Annotated in this window: 15 protein-coding genes; 3 read left to right on the plus strand and 12 right to left on the minus strand. The window is 66.3% G+C overall.

Annotation, left to right across the window (positions count from 1 at the left end; translation table 11 throughout):
• Positions 1–71 precede the first annotated feature (71 nt).
• The 4 genes from LMA02_RS29880 to LMA02_RS29895 all read right to left on the minus strand — a co-directional run bounded on the left by LMA02_RS29880 (position 72) and on the right by LMA02_RS29895 (position 5,039).
• Complete coding sequence (locus LMA02_RS29880; RefSeq protein WP_228908644.1) at positions 72–1,979, minus strand: feruloyl-CoA synthase; 1,908 nt, start codon at positions 1,977–1,979, stop codon at positions 72–74.
• Positions 1,976–3,424, minus strand: coding sequence for an aldehyde dehydrogenase (locus LMA02_RS29885; protein ID WP_228908645.1), 1,449 nt, complete (start codon positions 3,422–3,424; stop codon positions 1,976–1,978). The genes LMA02_RS29880 and LMA02_RS29885 overlap by 4 nt, the downstream gene beginning before the upstream one ends.
• A 47-nt stretch (positions 3,425–3,471) precedes the next feature.
• Entirely contained in the window at positions 3,472–4,302 is an 831-nt protein-coding gene (locus LMA02_RS29890) for a p-hydroxycinnamoyl CoA hydratase/lyase (RefSeq protein WP_105832604.1), read from the minus strand.
• A 233-nt stretch (positions 4,303–4,535) separates the two neighbouring features.
• Positions 4,536–5,039: a MarR family winged helix-turn-helix transcriptional regulator gene (locus LMA02_RS29895; protein WP_175656803.1), complete on the minus strand. Its 504-nt coding sequence runs from the start codon at positions 5,037–5,039 to the stop codon at positions 4,536–4,538.
• Between the two features lie 331 nt (positions 5,040–5,370).
• On the opposite strand from LMA02_RS29895, the gene LMA02_RS29900 reads away from it, so the two are divergent.
• Positions 5,371–6,585, plus strand: coding sequence for a DUF6402 family protein (locus LMA02_RS29900; RefSeq protein ID WP_228908646.1), 1,215 nt, complete (start codon positions 5,371–5,373; stop codon positions 6,583–6,585).
• The gene (locus LMA02_RS29905) at positions 6,552–6,956 is read left to right on the plus strand and encodes a hypothetical protein (protein ID WP_228908647.1); all 405 of its coding nucleotides are present in this window, start codon (positions 6,552–6,554) and stop codon (positions 6,954–6,956) included. The genes LMA02_RS29900 and LMA02_RS29905 overlap by 34 nt, the downstream gene beginning before the upstream one ends.
• 277 nt (positions 6,957–7,233) lie before the next feature.
• On the opposite strand, the gene LMA02_RS29910 is transcribed toward LMA02_RS29905, so the two are convergent.
• The 8 genes from LMA02_RS29910 to LMA02_RS29945 form a co-directional block, all read right to left on the minus strand.
• Positions 7,234–8,130, minus strand: coding sequence for an SMP-30/gluconolactonase/LRE family protein (locus tag LMA02_RS29910; protein WP_228908648.1), 897 nt, complete (start codon positions 8,128–8,130; stop codon positions 7,234–7,236).
• Positions 8,131–8,186: 56 nt separating this feature from the next.
• Positions 8,187–9,206: an L-arabinose ABC transporter permease AraH gene (gene araH, locus LMA02_RS29915; RefSeq protein WP_011659859.1), complete on the minus strand. Its 1,020-nt coding sequence runs from the start codon at positions 9,204–9,206 to the stop codon at positions 8,187–8,189.
• Positions 9,207–9,241: 35 nt separating this feature from the next.
• The gene (gene araG / locus LMA02_RS29920) at positions 9,242–10,804 is read right to left on the minus strand and encodes an L-arabinose ABC transporter ATP-binding protein AraG (protein WP_228908649.1); all 1,563 of its coding nucleotides are present in this window, start codon (positions 10,802–10,804) and stop codon (positions 9,242–9,244) included.
• 20 nt (positions 10,805–10,824) lie between these two features.
• The gene (locus tag LMA02_RS29925; RefSeq protein ID WP_228908650.1) at positions 10,825–11,829 is read right to left on the minus strand and encodes an arabinose ABC transporter substrate-binding protein; all 1,005 of its coding nucleotides are present in this window, start codon (positions 11,827–11,829) and stop codon (positions 10,825–10,827) included.
• A gap of 81 nt (positions 11,830–11,910) precedes the next feature.
• A complete protein-coding gene (locus LMA02_RS29930) occupies positions 11,911–12,840 on the minus strand; it encodes a Gfo/Idh/MocA family protein (protein ID WP_228908651.1) in 930 nt (309 codons plus the stop codon).
• Positions 12,841–12,864: 24 nt separating this feature from the next.
• Complete coding sequence (locus LMA02_RS29935; protein ID WP_228908652.1) at positions 12,865–13,794, minus strand: dihydrodipicolinate synthase family protein; 930 nt, start codon at positions 13,792–13,794, stop codon at positions 12,865–12,867.
• 52 nt (positions 13,795–13,846) lie between these two features.
• Positions 13,847–15,205, minus strand: a complete 1,359-nt coding sequence (locus LMA02_RS29940) for an MFS transporter (protein ID WP_228908653.1) — start codon at positions 15,203–15,205, stop codon at positions 13,847–13,849.
• 281 nt (positions 15,206–15,486) lie between these two features.
• A complete protein-coding gene (locus LMA02_RS29945; protein WP_011659865.1) occupies positions 15,487–17,238 on the minus strand; it encodes an IlvD/Edd family dehydratase in 1,752 nt (583 codons plus the stop codon).
• A 114-nt stretch (positions 17,239–17,352) separates the two neighbouring features.
• Between LMA02_RS29945 and LMA02_RS29950 the strand changes: the two genes are divergently transcribed.
• Positions 17,353–18,303: a LysR family transcriptional regulator gene (locus tag LMA02_RS29950; protein WP_105784726.1), complete on the plus strand. Its 951-nt coding sequence runs from the start codon at positions 17,353–17,355 to the stop codon at positions 18,301–18,303.
• The last annotated feature ends 10 nt before the right edge of the window (positions 18,304–18,313 follow it).

An 18,313-nucleotide genomic window follows, 5' to 3' on the forward strand; every position in this document is an offset into this window, starting at 1 on the left:
ACCGGCCGGTCGTTATGCCTGCTTGGTCCTGCTTGGTGCTGCTCGTTCCCGCTTATGCCTGCTCGTGCTGCCTACGCGTAAATCACGTCGGGATCGCGCCGCGCCGGGTCGTACAGCGCGTCGATCGTCGCCGCGCGATGCTGCTGCACGGCCGCCTGGTTCAGCGAACCCTTGTCGGTCACTTCGCCGAGATCGAGCGACGGCGGCGTGTCGATCAGCCGGATGCGCGCGACGAACGTCGAACCGCCGCTGGCATGCCGGTTCAGCGCGGCAAGCCACGTCGCGAACGCCGCGCGCACGGCCGGTGCGCGCAGCACGTCGGACACCGGCGCGTCGGCGGCGAGCCCCGCCAGCGCGCGGCACGCGTCGACGCGCGGAAACACGAGCAACCCGATGTCGTCGCGATTGATCCCGGTGACGACCACGTCCTGCACGTACGGCGCGCCGCTCGACACCGCGTTCGCGCGCAACGGCCCGACGCTGACGAAGGTGCCGCTGCTCAGCTTGAAGTCCTCGGTCAGCCGCCCGTCGAACTGCAGGCCGAGTTCCGGCCGCTGCGGATCGGCAAAGACGCCCGCGTCGCCGCTGCGGTAATACCCTTCGTCGTCGAACACGTCGCGCGGATCGACGTCCGCGTGCCAGTAGCCGCGCATCACGTTCGGCCCCTTGAAACGCAGTTCGAGCTTGCCGCCGCACGGCACCAGCTTCGCGTCGCAGCCGGGCGCGGGCAGCCCGATATAGCCTGCGCGCATCAGCGGCCCCGTCGTGAACAGGCACGACGGCGACGCCTCCGTCATCCCGAGGCCGGCCATGATCCGGATGCGCTCGCCGCAATGTGCGTAGGTCACGCGGTCGAGCCGGTCCCACGCGGCCTGCGACAGCCCCGCGCCGCCGAAGAAATACAGCTTCACGCGCGAGAAGAACGTGTCGCGCAGCGCGGCATCGCGTTCGAGCGCGACGGTCAGCTCTTCCCAGCCCTTCGGCACGTTGAAGTAGATCGTCGGCGCGATCTCGCGGAGGTTGCGCACGGTTTCGTCGAAGCGGCCCGGCATCGGACGGCCGTCGTCGATATACAGCGTGCCGCCGTTGTACAGCGCGATGCCGAGGTTGTGACTGCCGCCGAACGTGTGATTCCACGGCAGCCAGTCGACCAGCACCGGCGGCTCGCGCGTGAGCTCGGGCATCGTCTGGCGCAGCATCTGCTGGTTGCTGCACAGCATCCGGTGCGTGGTCGGCACCGCCTTCGGCTGCTTCGTCGAACCGGACGTGAACAGGATCTTCGCCAAATGATCGGGGCCGACCGCCGCGTGGATCGCGTCGATCGTGCGCGGGACGGTGGCGAGCAAGCGCGAGAGCGGCACCGCGCGGCCCTTTCCGTGCGCGCCGGCGTCGTCGTCGCGTGCGACGATCAGCGCCGCATCGGCCGGCAACGTGGCGTCGAGCGCACGCGTGAACGGCGCGCGTTCGGCGACGAAGACCGCACCCGGGCGCAGCACGCCGAGCGTGTGGCGCAGCTTGCCGTAGTCGGTCGACACGAGCGAATACGCGGGCGAGATCGGCGCGTACGGCACGCCGGCCAGCATGGCCGCGAACATCAGTTGCAGATGCTCGAGATCGTTGCCGGACAGCACCGCGAGCGGACGCTCGGCCGACAGCCCGAGATCGACGAGGCCCTGGCCGAGCGCGCGAGCGCGCTCGAGCATCTGCGCGTAGGTGATCTCGATCCAGCGTCCGTCGGCGCCGCGCCGCGCGGCCAGCACGCGGTCGGGGTGCGCTTGCGCGCCGCGCACGAGGCAGTCGGTCAGGCGCGTCGGGTAGTCGCCGAGCGGTTCGCGCGAACGCAGGTACCACGTACCGTTTTCCGCGCGGCGAATCTCGGCCGCGCCGACGGCGACGGCCGCCGCGCGATAGCGCGCGCCGCCCGTGTCGCTCACCGGCCCGCTTTCGGGCGTCGCTACATTCATCGTCGGCTCGCTCATATGGGGTAGTGACGCGGCGTGGTCTGCACGGTGATCCAGCGCAGCTCGGTGAATTCGGCGATCGACGCACGGCTGCCGAAGCGGCCGTAACCGCTCGCCTTGGTGCCGCCGAACGGCATCTGCGCCTCGTCATGCACCGTCGGCCCGTTGATGTGGCAGATCCCCGACTCGATCCGTCGCGCGAGCGTCATCGCCCGTGCGATATCGCGACTGAACACGCTCGCCGACAACCCGAACTCGCTGTCGTTCGCGAGCGCGACCGCTTCGTCGTCGCTGTCCGCGCGCAGGATCGCAACCACCGGCGCGAACGATTCCTCGCGATAGAGCCGCATGTCGCGCGTGACGCCGTCGACGATCGCCGGCTGCATCGTCGCGCCGTCGATCCGGCAACCGAGCGGCAAGCGCGCGCCGTGCGCATGGGCATCCTCGACGAGCGACGCCGCGCGCGCGGCGGCGGCCGCGTCGACCATCGTGCCGAGCGGATGGCCGGCCAGCGGATCGCCGGCGACCAGCGTGCGCGCCTTCTCGGCCAGCCGTTCGACGAGCGCATCGGCGATCGGCCGCGCGGCGATCACGCGCTCGGTCGACATGCAGATCTGCCCCTGGTTGAAGAACGCGCCGAATGCGATCGCGTCGACGGCTGCGTCGACATCCGCATCGTCGAGCACGAGCACCGGCGCCTTGCCGCCGAGTTCGAGCAGCACGGGTTTCAGGTGCGCGGCCGCGTGGCGCGCGATGATGCGCCCGACGTGCGTCGACCCGGTGAAGTTGATCCGCTTCACGTGCGGATGCGCGATCAGCCGCTCAACGAGTTCCGGCGCATCGGCCGCCGCGTGCGTGATCACATTGACGACGCCCGCGCCGAGCCCGGCGTCGTCCAGCACCGCGCCGATCAGCGCGTGCACGCCCGGGCACGCTTCGGACGCCTTCAGCACGACCGTGTTGCCGCACGCAAGCGGCATCGCCAGCGCGCGCGTGCCGAGGATCACCGGTGCATTCCACGGCGCGATGCCGAGCACCACGCCGCACGGCACGCGCATCGCGAGCGCGAGATTGCCGGGCACGTCGGACGGGATCACGTCGCCGTCGATCTGGGTGGTCATCGACGCGGCCTCGCGCAGCATGTTCGCCGCGAGCGTCACGTTGAAGCCGAGCCAGCCGGGCGTCGCGCCGGTTTCGGCGACGCCGGTCGCGATGATTTCGTCGAGGCGCGCGTCCATCAGGTCGGCCGCCTTCAGCAGCCGGCGGCGCCGCTCGGTCGGCGCGAGCGCCGCCCAGGCGGGGAACGCGCGGTGCGCGGCGTCGATCGCCGCATCGGCGTCGGCCAGGCCGGCCGCCGGCGCGCGCGACGCAAGCGCGCCCGTCGCGGGGTTGAATCGGTCGAAGGTTCGCCCGTCGCGGGCGGTGCACCACTCGCCCCCGATCAGCATCCGTCTGTCGGTCATGTCGTCTCCTGCCTTGCCTGTCTCTTGCGGTTGCGTCGGCGGTGATATCAGCGCTTGTATGCCTGCAGGCCCGGCTTGATCGCCTTGTCGTCGAGGAACTGCTTCAGCCCCTGCTCGCGACCGCGCTCCGGGTCGCGCAACTGCGCCTGGTCGAGCTTCGCATACAGATAATCCTCGCACTGCTCCCACGTCAGTTCGCGCGAACGCTTGAAGCCATGCTTCGCCGCGCGCAGCACGACCGGGTTCTTGTCCATCAGCCGCGCGGCGAGCGCGATCGTCGCGTCGCGCAGCCCGGCCAGCGGCACGCTGCTGTTCACGAGGCCCATTTCCGCCGCTTCGACGCCGGTGAACGTGTCGCCGGTCATGATGTAGTGCAGCGCGCGGCGATGCCCGACCGTGTCGGCCATCGCCTTGCTGACGAGGTTGCCCGGCGGGATGCCCCAGTTGATCTCCGACAGCCCGAACACCGCTTCGTCCGCCGCGATCGCGAGGTCGCACGCGACGAGCGGCGAGAACCCGCCGCCGAAGCACCAGCCGTTCACCATCGCGATCGTCGGCTTGTTGTACATCCGCAGACGGCGCCACTGCCATTCCGATGCGTCGCGCCGCACCTTTTCCTGCAGCGCATCGGAGCCGCCGTCGATCTCGCGGAAATATTCCTTCAGATCCATGCCGGCCGTCCATGCGCTGCCCGCGCCGGTCAGCACCAGCACCTTCGCGTCGTCGTCGAACTCGACCGCGTCGAGTACCTGCAGCATCTCCTGGTTCAGCGTCGGGCTCATCGCATTGCGCTTGTCCGGACGGTTCAGCGTCACCCACGCGATGCCGGCCTCCACGTTCACTTCAACGGTCTGCCAGCGGTTGTCGTACTTGCTCATGTCTGTTCCTGTCGTTCGTTCCTGTGCGATTCGGTGCGCAGCATTCCTGCTGCGGACGGCTTCATTTAATATCAGGCTACCTGATATTGCAAGCGGCACGAGCGCCGGTGTAAACCCGGAGCGCATGGCGCGGGAAGCGACGGAATCGGGGAACGGTCAGGCGACCGGCAACGCGAGCGCGGGCCGAGCGGCCCGCGCCGCGAAGGTACGAAAAGGGGTCGAAAAGGGGTCGGTCAGCCGCGCAGGTTGCGCGAGAACAGTTCGAGCGCGCGCTGCACGTGCGCGGCGTCATCGGCGGAGATGTCGCCGAGCATGCGCGTCTCGAGCGGGCGCAGCACGGCTTCACATTCACGCAGCATCGCAGCGCCTGCGTCGGTCAGCGTCAGCAGGATGATGCGGCCGTGCGACGGGTCGGCTTCGCGCGTGACGAAACCGCGGGCGGCCATCACGCTCATCACTTCGTTCGCCGATTGCGGCGTGATCCATGAGCGCTCGGCCAGTTGCGCATTCGACGACGCGCCACGCGCCTCCAGCACCGACAGCGCCGTGTATTGCGCGAGCGTGATGCCCAGCGGTGCGAGCGCGTCGGTCATATGCCGGCGCAGCAGCCGGTCGAGACCGCCGATCACGTAGGTCAGGCGCTGCGGCGCGCGCGCCTTCGGCTTGTCGCCCGTCGCGCGGGCGGCGTTCTTCGCGGTGTTCTTCGGCTGCGCGGGCTTGGTCGGTGCGGAACTCATGGTGCGGGCGGGATGGAATTGCGGGCCATCTTACCAGCAGGTCGGGGGGCGAACGCATAGTCGCGACATCACTCTCAGCGTACCTCCATATTCTCAGCTATCTCGTATAAGTACGAAATTATCGGTCGGCATGCTAATTAAATTACCAAAAACAATCGATTCTCATCTTGAAAATGGTTCGACACTTTGTGACAGGGTAAAAGAACAGCTTCACTCCAACCTTCACATGGTTCGAGTGGCTTCGATACTGGAACCGACAAGGGTTAATACGGGACCGGTTTTTTGTTAATTACCCTGAAACAATCTATCAATCTATTGGCGAAACCTATTTATGGCCAACGTAAAAAAGATATCTTACTATAAACCGCAAAAAGGTTTGCTAGGGCCGGAGTTGAAGAAGTACGAGGGCGCACAAGGGTGCATCCCGCTTGAGACTCAAAAAACTGTATCAATCGACAGATTAGCTCCGGGCGAAAAACCGCCGCCTCCCCCTCCACTGCCACCAAAGCCGGTAGTGAAGCCTCCCAAAACTCAGAAGCAAGCAGAAGCACCGCAGCCGAAGACCAAAGAACCACCAAAGCAAGAAGAGGCCGAAGTTTGCGAGAATCCCCCGCCCTTTGATTTGCAAGATGTAACTATTGCAATGGATAACTTGGGCTGGAGGGTATCGGCTAAACTCGCACGCATTTGGTTCGCGAGTTCCGAGAACATTTATAATGATAACGCCAAGTCAATTCAACCAATAGACAGTGATAGCGTAACCCTTGATTGGACGTTGAAATTTGGAAGTGTTCGAAGGAAATATGAAAAGCTTCTTGCTGATGATATTTATCGAGACCCCGCCATAGTCGAAGCAAAAACAAAAATTCTTGCAAAAATTAACAAAATGTTCTCAGAAGACCGAAGAGCAAATCTCAATATCAATACGACTCAATTCTTGTCTGACATCCGTCAATTCCATATCGATTGGCAATTTCAGCTTGCTTCGATCAGCAATTGGGACACGCTCGAAAATCTCACACCAACCGACCTCACGGGAGCTTTGGCGAATTTTAATATATACGCAGCCATAGGCAATCTTGAAATTTCTGGTGAAAAATATTATAGATACGAGAAAACGAGCAATTTTTATTGCCTGAACGCCATCGCAAAAATTACGCATGTGTATGTTTACGTAAAAGACAACTACTCATTTAATGGAATTCAATATTTGGGACATTGGAACAAGCGTGGCGTGATCATCGCACCGGGGCCCGTGATAAGTGGGTCGGCGTCTAGTTCGCCAAAGCATGCTACTGATGTGGATATCTGGGTAAAAAGCATCAACAAGCCCGTGGACACGAGAAAAAGCCTTTTCGGGAAGTTCAAAGAGCCTGACGTGTTCTATCCGGTCTACAACTCAGACTACAGTCGGTGGCGCGCCAAGCATCATAGGGGCGGGGACTTTATGATATATTCAAAACCCGTCTATCTGAAATTGAAGAAACCTGTTGAAATAAAATTTGGTGAAATATGCAGATTAGCGCCGTCAGAATCACTGGGCTAGCCATTCTTGTGTTTTTGCTGATTGGCTTTTCCATTAATATGACCAGGCCAAATTATGGTCGGTGTGATTTTTTTGAAAAGGAACTAAATGGAGGGAAGAAAGAATTTGGAGGTGTGGAATATTACGCAAAGCTGTGTGGTGCGAATATTCGAAATGGGCATGAAGTGAGATTTCAGCTTTTTGATGGGGCTGGAGAATTGCGCGCTCAACGCTATTTCTCATACTACGTAAATTCGGCAACTGAGCGAGAATTGATAGATGGTGTTGGCGGGATCGTATATTACGATAGTTCAAGCAGTGATGTGATGCAGTTGCTTGCGATTCCACCTACCAAATGGGATTGGATTCGCGCCAGACTACCTTTGTTTTAATTGTGGTGATTGTGTGTAAAAGAAAAGCCCCCGAACCTTCACAAGCCAGGGACTTTCGTTTTTCTGCGTCACTTCGAGTCGTGCCGCTGCTTCGTCCACGAAGGTAGCCGCGTCATTCCGCGATCATGTTTTCCGCGCGGCATTCATATCGCGGATGCGGCGCGCGTGAATTCCTCTGAGAAAGACGAGGGCTGATCAGCCTCGTTCAAGGCACATCTTTCGTACAATCCGGCTCTTTGCCTGCCAGCCGATAGAACCTGCCGTCCACACCCGCCATTCATCCGGTACGTGTCCCCGCAAACCGCGCGGTCGGCAACCCCGCATGGCGCGTCTGCGCGACGAACACGCTGCCGGCGTCGGCGTCGCTCGCCAGCGCGTCGTCGCTCAGGCCGACGCGCGCGCTCGTCACGTACAACCGGCCTTCGCCATCGAGCGTCACGCAGCTCGGCTGCGCGGTCGGCACCGCGATGCGTTCCGTCTCGACGCCGTCCGCGGCGTAGCGCACCACCCGCCGGCCGCCCCACTGCGCGTTCCACAGGCCGCCGTCGCGGTCCATCGTCGAGCCGTCCGGGTCGCCGTCCGCATCGGTCAGCCGCACGAACGGCCGCACGCCGGCCACACCCGCGCGGCCGTAATCGCACACGAGGATTTCACGCACGAGCGAATCGCAGAAGTACATCTTCGAGCCGTCCGGCGAGAACGCGATGCTGTTCGCGATCGCGGCCGGCGGCAACGCGAGCCGTTCGAGCGTGAGGTCGGCATTGAGCCGGTAAAACCCGCCGACCGCGCGCGGCGGGTCGCCGCCTTCGTCCTTCATCCCGAACACGAATGCGCCGAACGGATCGCAGCGGCCGTCGTTCAGCCGCGTCGGCAGATCGGGCTCGACGTCGACGATGCGCGTGAACGCCCCGCTGCGCAGATCGAAGAACGCGAGATGCGTCGCGAGCCCGACGAGCAGCACGTCCGGCGCATTCGTCAGCGCGAAGCACGCGAGCCGCTCGGGCATCGGCCACTGCGCGAGGCCCGAGCCGTCCGCGCGACAACGCCACAGCCGCGCGCCTTCGATGTCCGTCCAGTACAGCGTGTGCGTCGCGTCGCACCACGTCGCGCCTTCGCCGAGCGTGTTGCGGCTGTCGACCAGCAGCGCCGCCGCGCCCGGATGAATCTGTTGCATGCCGTCTCCCGATATCTGTCGCATTCGCTGGCGGCCGCGCGTTCACTTCGCCTGGGTCAGATCTTCATCGCGCGCCGCTGGTTGCGACGATACTGGTCGAACAGCACCGCGAGCAACAGAATTCCGCCGCGTATCAGATATTGGTAAAAGGTCGGCACGTTCAAGAGGCTCATCGCGTCCTGCACGGAGCCCATGATCAGCACGCCGACCAGCACGCCGGAGATCGTCGCGACGCCGCCCGTCAGCGACACGCCGCCGAGCACGCATGCGGAGATCACGCCGAGCTCGAGGCCGACCGACGTCTTCGGGTCGCCGAGGCTCATCCGCGACGCGAGCATCACGCCCGCGAAGCCGGTCACGAGCCCCTGCAGCACGAACACCGCGATCTTGATGCGCATCACCGGCAGCCCGGCAAGCAACGCGGCCTCGCCGTTGCCGCCGACGGCCAGCACGTTCTTGCCGAACACCGTCTTGCGCAGCAGGAAGCCGAACACGACGAAGCCGACGATGTTGCTCCAGATCGGATACGAGATGCCGAGGAACGAGCCGGCGCCGAGCTCGAAGAAGCGTTCCTCGGAGATCATCACAGCGTCGCCGTTGGACGTGATGAACGCGAGCCCGCGCACGACTTCCATCATCGCGAGCGTGACGATCAGCGAATTGATCCGCCAGCGCGCGATCAGCACGCCGTTGACGAGCCCGACCGCGCCGCCCGCGAGGATGCCGGCCACGGTGCCGAACACCACGCTGTGCGTCGCGGTGATCAGCGTCGACGCGACGACGCCCGAGAACGCGACGATCGACGCGACCGACAGGTCGACTTCGCCGAGCGCGAGCACGAACATCATCGTCACCGCGATCGAACCGATCAGCGTGACCGACAGCAAGAGGCCCTGGATGTTGCGCGGCGTGAGGAAGTCCGGCACGGTCAGCGACAGCGTCGCGAACAGCACGAGAAACACCATCACGATGCCGGAGCGGTTGATCAGTTGCCACACGCCGCCGCGCGCTCGCGCGGGCGCGGCCGTGGCATCCGGGGACGGGGAAGTGCGTTGGGGTTGCATTGCCTGGCTCATATCAGTTCAGTTGCTTTCCGGTTGACTGCACGGCGCTAACGCGGCAGCGCGAGCTTGATCAGCGCGTCGGGCGTCGCCTGCGCCTTCGCGACTTCGCCCGCGATCCGTCCTTCCTTCATCACGATGATCCGGTCCGACACGCCGATCACCTCGGCCAGGTCGCTCGACACGAGGATCACCGTGCGGCCCGCTTCCGCGAGTTCGTAGAACAGGTTGTAGATTTCCGCGCGCGCGCCGACGTCGATGCCGCGCGTCGGCTCGTCCATCAGGAACACGTCGATGCGCTCGGCCAGCCAGCGCGCGAGCACGACCTTCTGCTGGTTGCCACCCGACAGCGCGCCGATCGGCGTGTCGCCGTCAGGGGTCTTGATCGCGAGCCGCTCGATGTAGCGTTGCGCGAGCTCGCGTTCGCGCCGCGCGTCGAGCAGCACGCGCGCCGGGCTGAAATGACGGCGCGCGCTGATGTTCAGGTTGTCGGCCACCGACGCGATCGCGACGATGCCTTCCTGCTTGCGATCCTCCGGGCACAGCGCGATGCCGGCGCGCACCGCGTGGCGCGGGCTCGAAAACGCGACGCGCTTGCCGCCCAGTTCGACGTGGCCGCCGCTCGGGCGCGTCGCGCCGTACAGCAGCTTCATCAGTTCCGAGCGGCCCGCGCCGACGAGCCCGAAGAAGCCGACGATCTCGCCGCGGCGCGCGGCGAACGACACCGGCTCGGACAAGCCGGGCCCGGTCAGCCCCTGCGCCTCGATCATCACGTCGCCGGCCGCGCGCGGCCGGTAGCCGTACACGTCCTCGATCGAGCGGCCGACCATGCAGCCGATCAGCTGGTCGCGATCGAGATCGGCAACCGATTCGAACGTCTCGATCCGGCGGCCGTCGCGGAACACCGTCACGCGGTCGCACAGCGCGTCGACTTCCTCCATCCGGTGCGTGACGTAGATGATCGCGCGCCCTTCCGCGCGCAGCGAACGGATGATCCGGAACAGCTGCGTCGTCTCACGCGCGGACAGCGAACTCGTCGGTTCGTCGAACGCGATCACGCGCGCGTCGCGCATCAGCGCCTTGCCGATCTCGATCATCTGGCGCTGGCCGATCGACAAATACTTCACCGGGATGTCCGGATCGATGTGCTCGCCGAGGCGCTCCAGCGCATCGAGCGCCCGCACCGCGAGCGCGCGCTCGTCGACCACGCCGAGCCGGCTCGGCAACTGCCCGAGCATCAGGTTCTCCGCGACCGTCAGCTCCGGCACCAGATGCAGCTCCTGGTAGATGATCGCGATGCCGGCCTCGAGCGCGGCACGCGTCGACGCGAAGCGCTGCACCGTGCCGTTCAGCGTCAGCGTGCCGGCCTGCGGCTGGTTCACGCCGGACAACACTTTCAACAGCGTCGACTTGCCCGCACCGTTCTCGCCCATCAGCCCGTGCACTTCGCCCGCGCGCACCGACAGCGACACGGCATCGAGCGCGCGCACGCCCGGAAACGTCACCGTGATCCCGTCGAGCGCGAGCAACGCGCCGCCGGGCGGCGGCGCGGCGGCGCCGCGCGTGGCCGCGTCATCGTTGCCGGACACGGCCGTCATCGTCTGCATCGTCATCGCGTCGTCGCCTCGCACGCTCAGATGCCGAGTTCGGTGCGCACGGCCTGCCAGTTCGCGCGCGTCATCAGCTTGCCGCTCGTCTGCGTGTCGGCCGGCGGCGTCTTGCCGTTGCGGATCCAGTCGATGAGGTTCTGCGTGCTGTCCTTGCCGTGGTTCGTCGAGCTGACCGCGATCGTCCCGTAGAAGCCGGTCGGCTCCTTCTTCTGGAATTCGGCGAACGCCTCGCCCGCGCCGTTGATGCCGACGCCGATCACGTCGGCCGCCGGGATGTGCAGCTGTTCGGTCGCGCGCACCGCGCCGAGCACGGTTTCCTCGTTCAGCGCGTAGACCACCCACTTCTTCACGTTCGGATGGCGCGCGAGCACGGGCGCGGCGGCGCTGAAGCCGCCTTCGTCGTCGGTCGTCTTCTGCGGCGCGTCGAAGATGTTCTCCTTGCGGAAGCCGTTCGCGAGCAGCGCCTGCGTCGCGCCGTCGGTGCGCAGCTTCGCGGTCGGCAGCTCGTAGTTGGTGATGCGCAGCGCGCCGACTTCCTCCGGCTTCCAGCCGCGCCGCTTCATCTCGTCGGCGATCGCCTGGCCGACCTGGTTGCCGATCTTGATCGCCGACATCCCGAGATGCGGCACGTTCGACAGCGGCTTGCCGGTCGAGTCGACGAGCTGGTCGTCGACGGTCACGAACTTCATGTTGTAGCGCTTCGCGCGCGCGGCGATCGCCGGCCCGAGGCGTACGTCGGGCGCGCAGATCACGAAGCCCTGCGCGCCTTGCGAGCCGAGGTTGTCGATCGCGGCGAGCACCTTCTCGCCGTCCGGCGTGCCGATCTTCACGACCGAGAAGTTCTCCTTCTGGCCGAGCGTGGCGGCCGCGTTCTGCTCGTTGATGAACCATGCCTGCTCGGGCATCTTCACCAGGAAGCCGATCTTCAGCGGCGCGTCGGCGTGCGCGGCGCCCTGCATCCCGAGCGGCGCGAGGCAAAGCGCGGCCAACAGTGCGCGCAGGGTGTGTCGGCGAGTCGTGCGGTTCATGCGGTGTCTCCTTGTATTGGCTTGGGTCTTCAACATCCGTCGTACACGGTCGCGCTCGCGATGGCGCGCGCCGGCACGTTTTCAGCGGCCGAACGCGTCGGTCCCGACGCGCCGCCCGAACAGGAACGCATCGGCGACGAGCCGCAACGGCCGTACGTCGACGTCGCTTTCGCCGCGCGCGATCAGCGCGCGGAAGTGAGCATACAGCGCCGGATACTCGCGTTGTGGGCCGATCTCGACCGACTCGCCGGCGATCGACAGTTGCGCGCCGCCGCGGCTGATCGCGAGCACGCCGTCCGACGTGTCGACCGCGATCTCCCATTGCTCGACGGGGCCGTGCCGCCAGTCGAATTCCGCGTGCACAGGCACGCCGTCCGTATCGGCGCAATCGAGTTCGGCCGCGATCGGCGTCTGCACGTCGTTCGGCACGTAGAGCGTCGCTTCGCGCAGCACCAGCTCACGCGGCAGGATCCGCGTGACGATCGACAGCGCGTTGATGCCGGGATCGAACACGCCGAGGCCGCCCGGCTCCCAGATCCACTGCTGCCCCGGATGCCAGCGCCGCACGTCTTCCTTCCAGCGCACCTGCACCGCGCGGATCGTGCGCGTCGCGAGCCATGCGCGCGCCGGTTCCACCGCGCTCGCGCAGCGCGAATGCCAGGTCGCGAACAGCGTGAGGCCGCGTTCGCGCGCGAGCGCGTCCAGCGCGGCCACTTCGCCCAGCGTCGCGCCCGGCGGTTTCTCGAGCATCACGTGCTTGCCGGCTTCGAGCGCCGCGCGTGCCTGCGCGTAGCGCACCTGCGGCGGCGCGCACAGCGACACCGCCTCGAGCCCGGGCTCGGCGGCCAGCAGCGCACCCAGCTCCGGATAATTGCGCACGCCGTTGACTTCCGCGTGACGGCTCGCGCAAGCGGTCAGCGCGAAGCCCGGTTCGGCGGCGATTGCGGGCAAATGCTGGTCACGCGCGATCTTGCCGATCCCGATCACGCCCAGCGAAATCACCTTGCTCATCTGCGTTCCTCCTTCGCTACTCGGTCAGTGCGCCCAGCGCAGCACGAGCGGATCGAGCCGGCGCGCGATCGCGAGCAGCTCCGCGCGCGTGTCCGGATGCAGTTCCGGCATCGGATGCCGCGGCCGCTCGCATGCGATCACACCGCCTTCGCGCATCAGCGCCTTCGCGGTGAGAATGCCGGACTGGCGGTTCTCGTGATTGATCAGCGGCAGCCACGCCTGGTAGCGTGCGTACGCATCGTCCTGCCGCCCTTCGCGCCACGCTTCGAGGATCGGCCGGATGCCGTCCGGATATGCGCCGCCCGTCATCGCGCCGGTCGCGCCGGCATGCAGGTCGGCGAGCAGCGTGATCGCCTCCTCGCCGTCCCACGGCCCTTCGATCGCGTCGCCGCCGAGCCGGATCAGCTCGCGCAGCTTGTTCGCGGCGCCGGGCGTCTCGATCTTGAAGTACGCGACCTGCTCGATCTCGCGCGCCATCCGCGCGAGCAACGGCGCGGACAGCGCGGTGCCGCTCGCGGGCGCATCCTGGATCATGATCGGGATGTCGATCGCATCCGACACGCGCGCAAAGAAGTCGACGATCTGCGCTTCGGGCACGCGGAACGTCGCGCCGTGATACGGCGGCATCGTCATCACCATCGCCGCGCCGAGCTGCTGCGCGCGCAGGCTGCGCGCCGCGCACACCTGCGTGCTGTAGTGCGACGTCGTGACGATCACCGGCACGCGGCCGGCGACGTGTTCGAGGATCGTGCGCGTGAGCACGTCGCGTTCGTCGTCGGTGATCGCGAATTGCTCGGAGAAGTTCGCGAGGATGCACAGCCCGTCCGAGCCCGCATCGATCATGAAATCGACCGCGCGCTTCTGGCTCGCGAGGTCGAGCTCGCCGGTGTCGGAAAACGTCGTCGGGACGACGGGGAAGATGCCGCGATAGCGCGGTGTGCTGCTCGATGTCATGGTTCGGGTCCTGCGTCGGTCGAATCGGCGTTCAGCCGGAAAAACAAGGCGTTCAGGATTCGCGGGCGAATGCGCCCGCGGCCGGCTCGGGCGCACGCAGCGCGGCCCGGACCACGAACGTCATCAGCACCGCGAACAACAGCGTCGCCGCGAGAAAGTACAGGCCGGCCGCGAGACTGCCGGTCGATGCCTTGATCAGGCCGATGCCGTACGGCCCGAAGTAGCCGCCGAGATTCGCGAGCGAATTGATCGCGGCGATGCCGACCGCCGCACTCGTGCCGGTCAGGAATTCGCCGGGCAGCGCCCACACGACGGCCTGGATCGAATAGAGCGAGAACGCGGTGAGGCAGATGAATGCGAACTGCAGCGCGGGCTGCCGCACCCATGCGCTCGCGGCCATCGTCACGGCGGCGGCCGCCGACACGACGACGATGTGCCAGTAGCGCTCGCGCTTGCGGTCCGAATGGCGCGGCACGACGAGCAGGCCGACCACCGCGAACAGATACGGCACCGCGGACAGCAGCCCGGTCGCCGCATCGCCGGCGCCGAATGCGTGGATGATCGTCGGCAACCAGAGCGACAGCCCGTAGATGCACAGCGGAAACGGCAGGAACAGCGCGGCGAGCAGCAGCACGCGGCGGTCGCGCAGTGCGGCGAGCGGATTGCCGTGCGAAGCGGGTCGATACGTGTCGCGGTCGGCGGCGAGCTGCCGCGCGATCCAGCGGCGTTGGTCGTCGTTCAGCCAGCGCGCGTGCGCGGGCGACTCGGGCAACAAGCGAAGCGTGGGCCATGCGAGCAGCACGGCCGGCAAGCCGCTGACGACGAACAACGTCTGCCAGTCCGACAGGCCGAACCACCCGTGCGTCGACAGCAGCCACCCGGCGAGCGGGCCCGTCACGATGCCGGCGAGCGGCTGCGCGAGCACGAGCAGGCCGATCACGCGGGCACGGTCGCGCATCGGGAACCATTGCGTGAGGAAGTACAGGATGCCGGGATAGAGGCCGGCTTCGGCCGCGCCGAGCAGGAAGCGCAGCACGTAGAAACTGGCCGGCCCCTGCACGAGCGCCATCGCGATCGTGATCACGCCCCAGGTCGCGAGGATGCGCGCGAACCACACGCGTGCGCCGAAGCGTCCGAGCGCGAGGTTGCTCGGCACTTCGCACAGGAAGTAGCCGATGAAGAACAGTCCGGCGCCGAGTCCGTAAGCGGCGTCGCCAAGGCCGATCGCCGCGTTCATGTGCAGCTTCGCGAAGCCGACGACGGTACGGTCGACGTAGGCGACCACGTAGATCAGCGCGAGGAACGGCACCAGCTTGCGCGTGAGCAGGCGGGTCAGTTGCCGTTCGTCGACGGCTGCCGGCGAATCGGACTGTTCCGCCACGGCGTGTGCGGGCGTGTACTGCGTCGTCATCTTGTCTCCTGTCGGCCCCCGTTAGCGCTTTAGCGCTTACGGGGGTCCCATGCTTCGCGGTCGGCCCCCGTTGGCGCTTTAGCGCTTGCGGAGGTCCCATGCTTCGCGGTCGGCCTCGGTTGGCGTCTTGGCGCTTACGAGGGCCCCATGCTTCGCGGTCAACGTACGCTGGCGCTTCAGCGCTTACGTACATCCCATGCTTTGCGGCCGGCCGGATGATCACCCCGCCGTGGCCGCCGCTTCCCCCTACTTCCCTCAGGCCCCGCCGCGATCCGTTTGTCTCAATGCGAATGGCTCGGCACGTCCGCGCCGCGCATGCCGACCAGGAAGTCGAGGTCGCACCCCTCGTCGGCCTGCAGCACGTGATCGATATACAGCCGCGCGTAGCCGCCCTTGCCAAGCTGCGCGGCCACGCCCGGCGCCGCGGTCGGATCGACGTCCGACAGGCGGCGCTGCAGTTCGTCGTCCGGAATGTCCAGGTGCAGCGTGCCGGCCTCGCAGTCGAGCTCGATCCAGTCGCCGTTGCGCACGGCGGCCAGCGGGCCGCCCGCGGCCGCTTCCGGCGCGACGTGCAGTACGACCGTGCCGTACGCGGTGCCGCTCATCCGTGCATCGGAGATCCGCACCATGTCCTTCACGCCCTGGCGCAGCAGCTTCGGCGGCAGCCCCATGTTGCCGACCTCGGCCATCCCCGGATAACCGCGCGGCCCGCAGTTCTTCAGCACCATCACCGAACTCGCATCGACGTCGAGCGCTTCGTCGTTGATCGTCGCCTTGTAGTGCTCGAGATTCTCGAACACCACCGCGCGGCCGCGATGCTTCAGCAGCTCGGGGCTCGCCGCCGACGGCTTCAGCACCGCGCCGCGCGGCGCGAGATTGCCGCGCAGGATGCAGATCCCGCCGTCGGCGATCAGCGGCCGGTCGAGCGGGCGGATCACCTCGTCGTCATAGTTCGGCGCTTCGCGCACGTTGTCCCACAGCGACTTGCCGTTGACGGTCAGCGCGTCGGGGTGCGGCAGCAGCCCGCCTTCGCCGAGCCGGCGCAGCACGGCCGGCAGGCCGCCCGCGTAATAGAACTCCTCCATCAGGAAGCGCCCGGACGGCATCAGGTCGACGATCGTCGGCGTGTCGCGGCCGATGCGCATCCAGTCCTCGAGCTCGAGCGGCACGCCGATGCGCCCCGCGATCGCCTTCAGGTGGATCACCGCGTTGGTCGAGCCGCCGATCGCCGCATTCGCGCGGATCGCGTTCTCGAACGCCGCGCGCGTCAGCACCTTCGACAGCACGAGCCCTTCGAGCGCCATCTCGACGATCCGGATGCCGGACATGTGCGCGAGCACGTAGCGCCGCGAATCGACCGCCGGGATCGCCGCGTTGTGCGGCAGCGCCACGCCGAGCGCCTCGGCCATGCACGCCATCGTCGACGCGGTGCCCATCGTGTTGCAGGTGCCGGCCGAGCGCGACATGCCGGCTTCGGCCGACAGGAAGTGATGCAGGTCGATCTCGCCCGCCTTCAGCGATTCGTGCAGTTGCCACACGGCGGTACCCGAACCGATGTTCTTGCCCTCGAGCTTGCCGTTCAGCATCGGGCCGCCCGACACGACGATCGCCGGCACGTCGCAGCTCGCCGCGCCCATCAGCAGCGCGGGGGTCGTCTTGTCGCAGCCGGCGAGCAGCACGACCGCGTCGATCGGATTGCCGCGGATCGCTTCCTCGACGTCCATCGACGCCAGGTTGCGCGTGAGCATCGCCGACGGCCGCAGGTTCGATTCACCGTTCGAGAACACCGGGAACTCGACCGGGAACCCGCCCGCCTCGAAGATCCCGCGCTTCACGTGCTCGGCGAGCTTGCGGAAGTGCGCATTGCACGGCGTCAGTTCGGACCACGTGTTGCAGATGCCGATGATCGGCCGACCGTCGAACTCATGATCGGGGATGCCCTGGTTCTTCATCCAGCTTCGGTACATGAAGCCGTTCTTGTCGTTCGTGCCGAACCATTGGGTGGAGCGCAGCCTGGGTTTTGTTGCCGACATCGTCAGTCCTGTGGTGACGGGATACCGGCGCAGTCTAGGCAGAATTTTGATAACTCGCTAATGACGTTTTAGGCGATTACGATATCGATTCCGATATCGATATAAACCCGTACCATGCTCGAAGCCAGCCCATGGGGAAACCGCAGCCGCCTGAAGACGCGCCAGCTCCTGCTGGTCGTCGCGCTCGCCGACGAAGGCAGCATTCACCGCGCGGCGGCCGCGCTGAACATGACGCAGCCGGCCGCGTCGAAGCTGCTGCGCGAGCTCGAGGAATCGATCGGCGCGGTGCTGTTCGAGCGCCTGCCGCGCGGGATGCGGCCGACGCTGTACGGCGACGCGCTGATCCGCCACGCGCGCGCGGCGCTCGGCAGCCTCGACCAGGCGCGCGAGGAGCTGGCCGCGCTGAAGGCCGGCCATCTCGGGCATGTGGCGGTGGGCGCGATCACGTCGCCGGGGTTGCGGCTGGTGCCGCCGGCCGTCGCCGCGGTGAAGGGCACGCATGCGAACGTGCGCGTGTCCGTCGCGATCGACACGAGCAATGTGCTGCTCGAACACCTCGCGCAGGACAAGCTCGACATCGTGCTCGGCCGGCTGTCAGTCGAACACGACAAGCTGCACCTGCGCTATGAGCCGCTGACCGGCGAGCCGGTCGCGGCGGTCGTGCGGCCCGGCCATCCGCTGCTCGCGCAGGCGCCGCTGTCGCTTGCCGACGTGCAGCGTGCCGCGTGGGTCATGCCGCCGGCCGGCAGCGTGCTGCGCCACCGCTTCGAGCTGGTGTTCCAGCGCGCGAGCCTCGCGCCGCCCGCGAACGTCGTCGAGACGGCCGCGCTGCTGTTCATCACGCAGTTGATCGAGCAGAGCGACATGATCGCGGTGCTCGCGGAGGACGTCGCGCTGTACTACGCGCGACATGGCATCGTGTCGGTGCTGCCGCTGGAGATGGATTGCCGGATGGACGATTTCGGGATCATCACGCGCACCGACCGGCTGCATTCGCCGGCCGTCGCGGTGATGGCCGACGCGATCCGCGCGGCCGCGCGGGAGGTTTACGGGATCGCGTTGTAACGCGGGGATC

This window comes from Burkholderia sp. B21-005 (genome assembly GCF_020843965.1).
Lineage (GTDB): Bacteria > Pseudomonadota > Gammaproteobacteria > Burkholderiales > Burkholderiaceae > Burkholderia > Burkholderia ambifaria.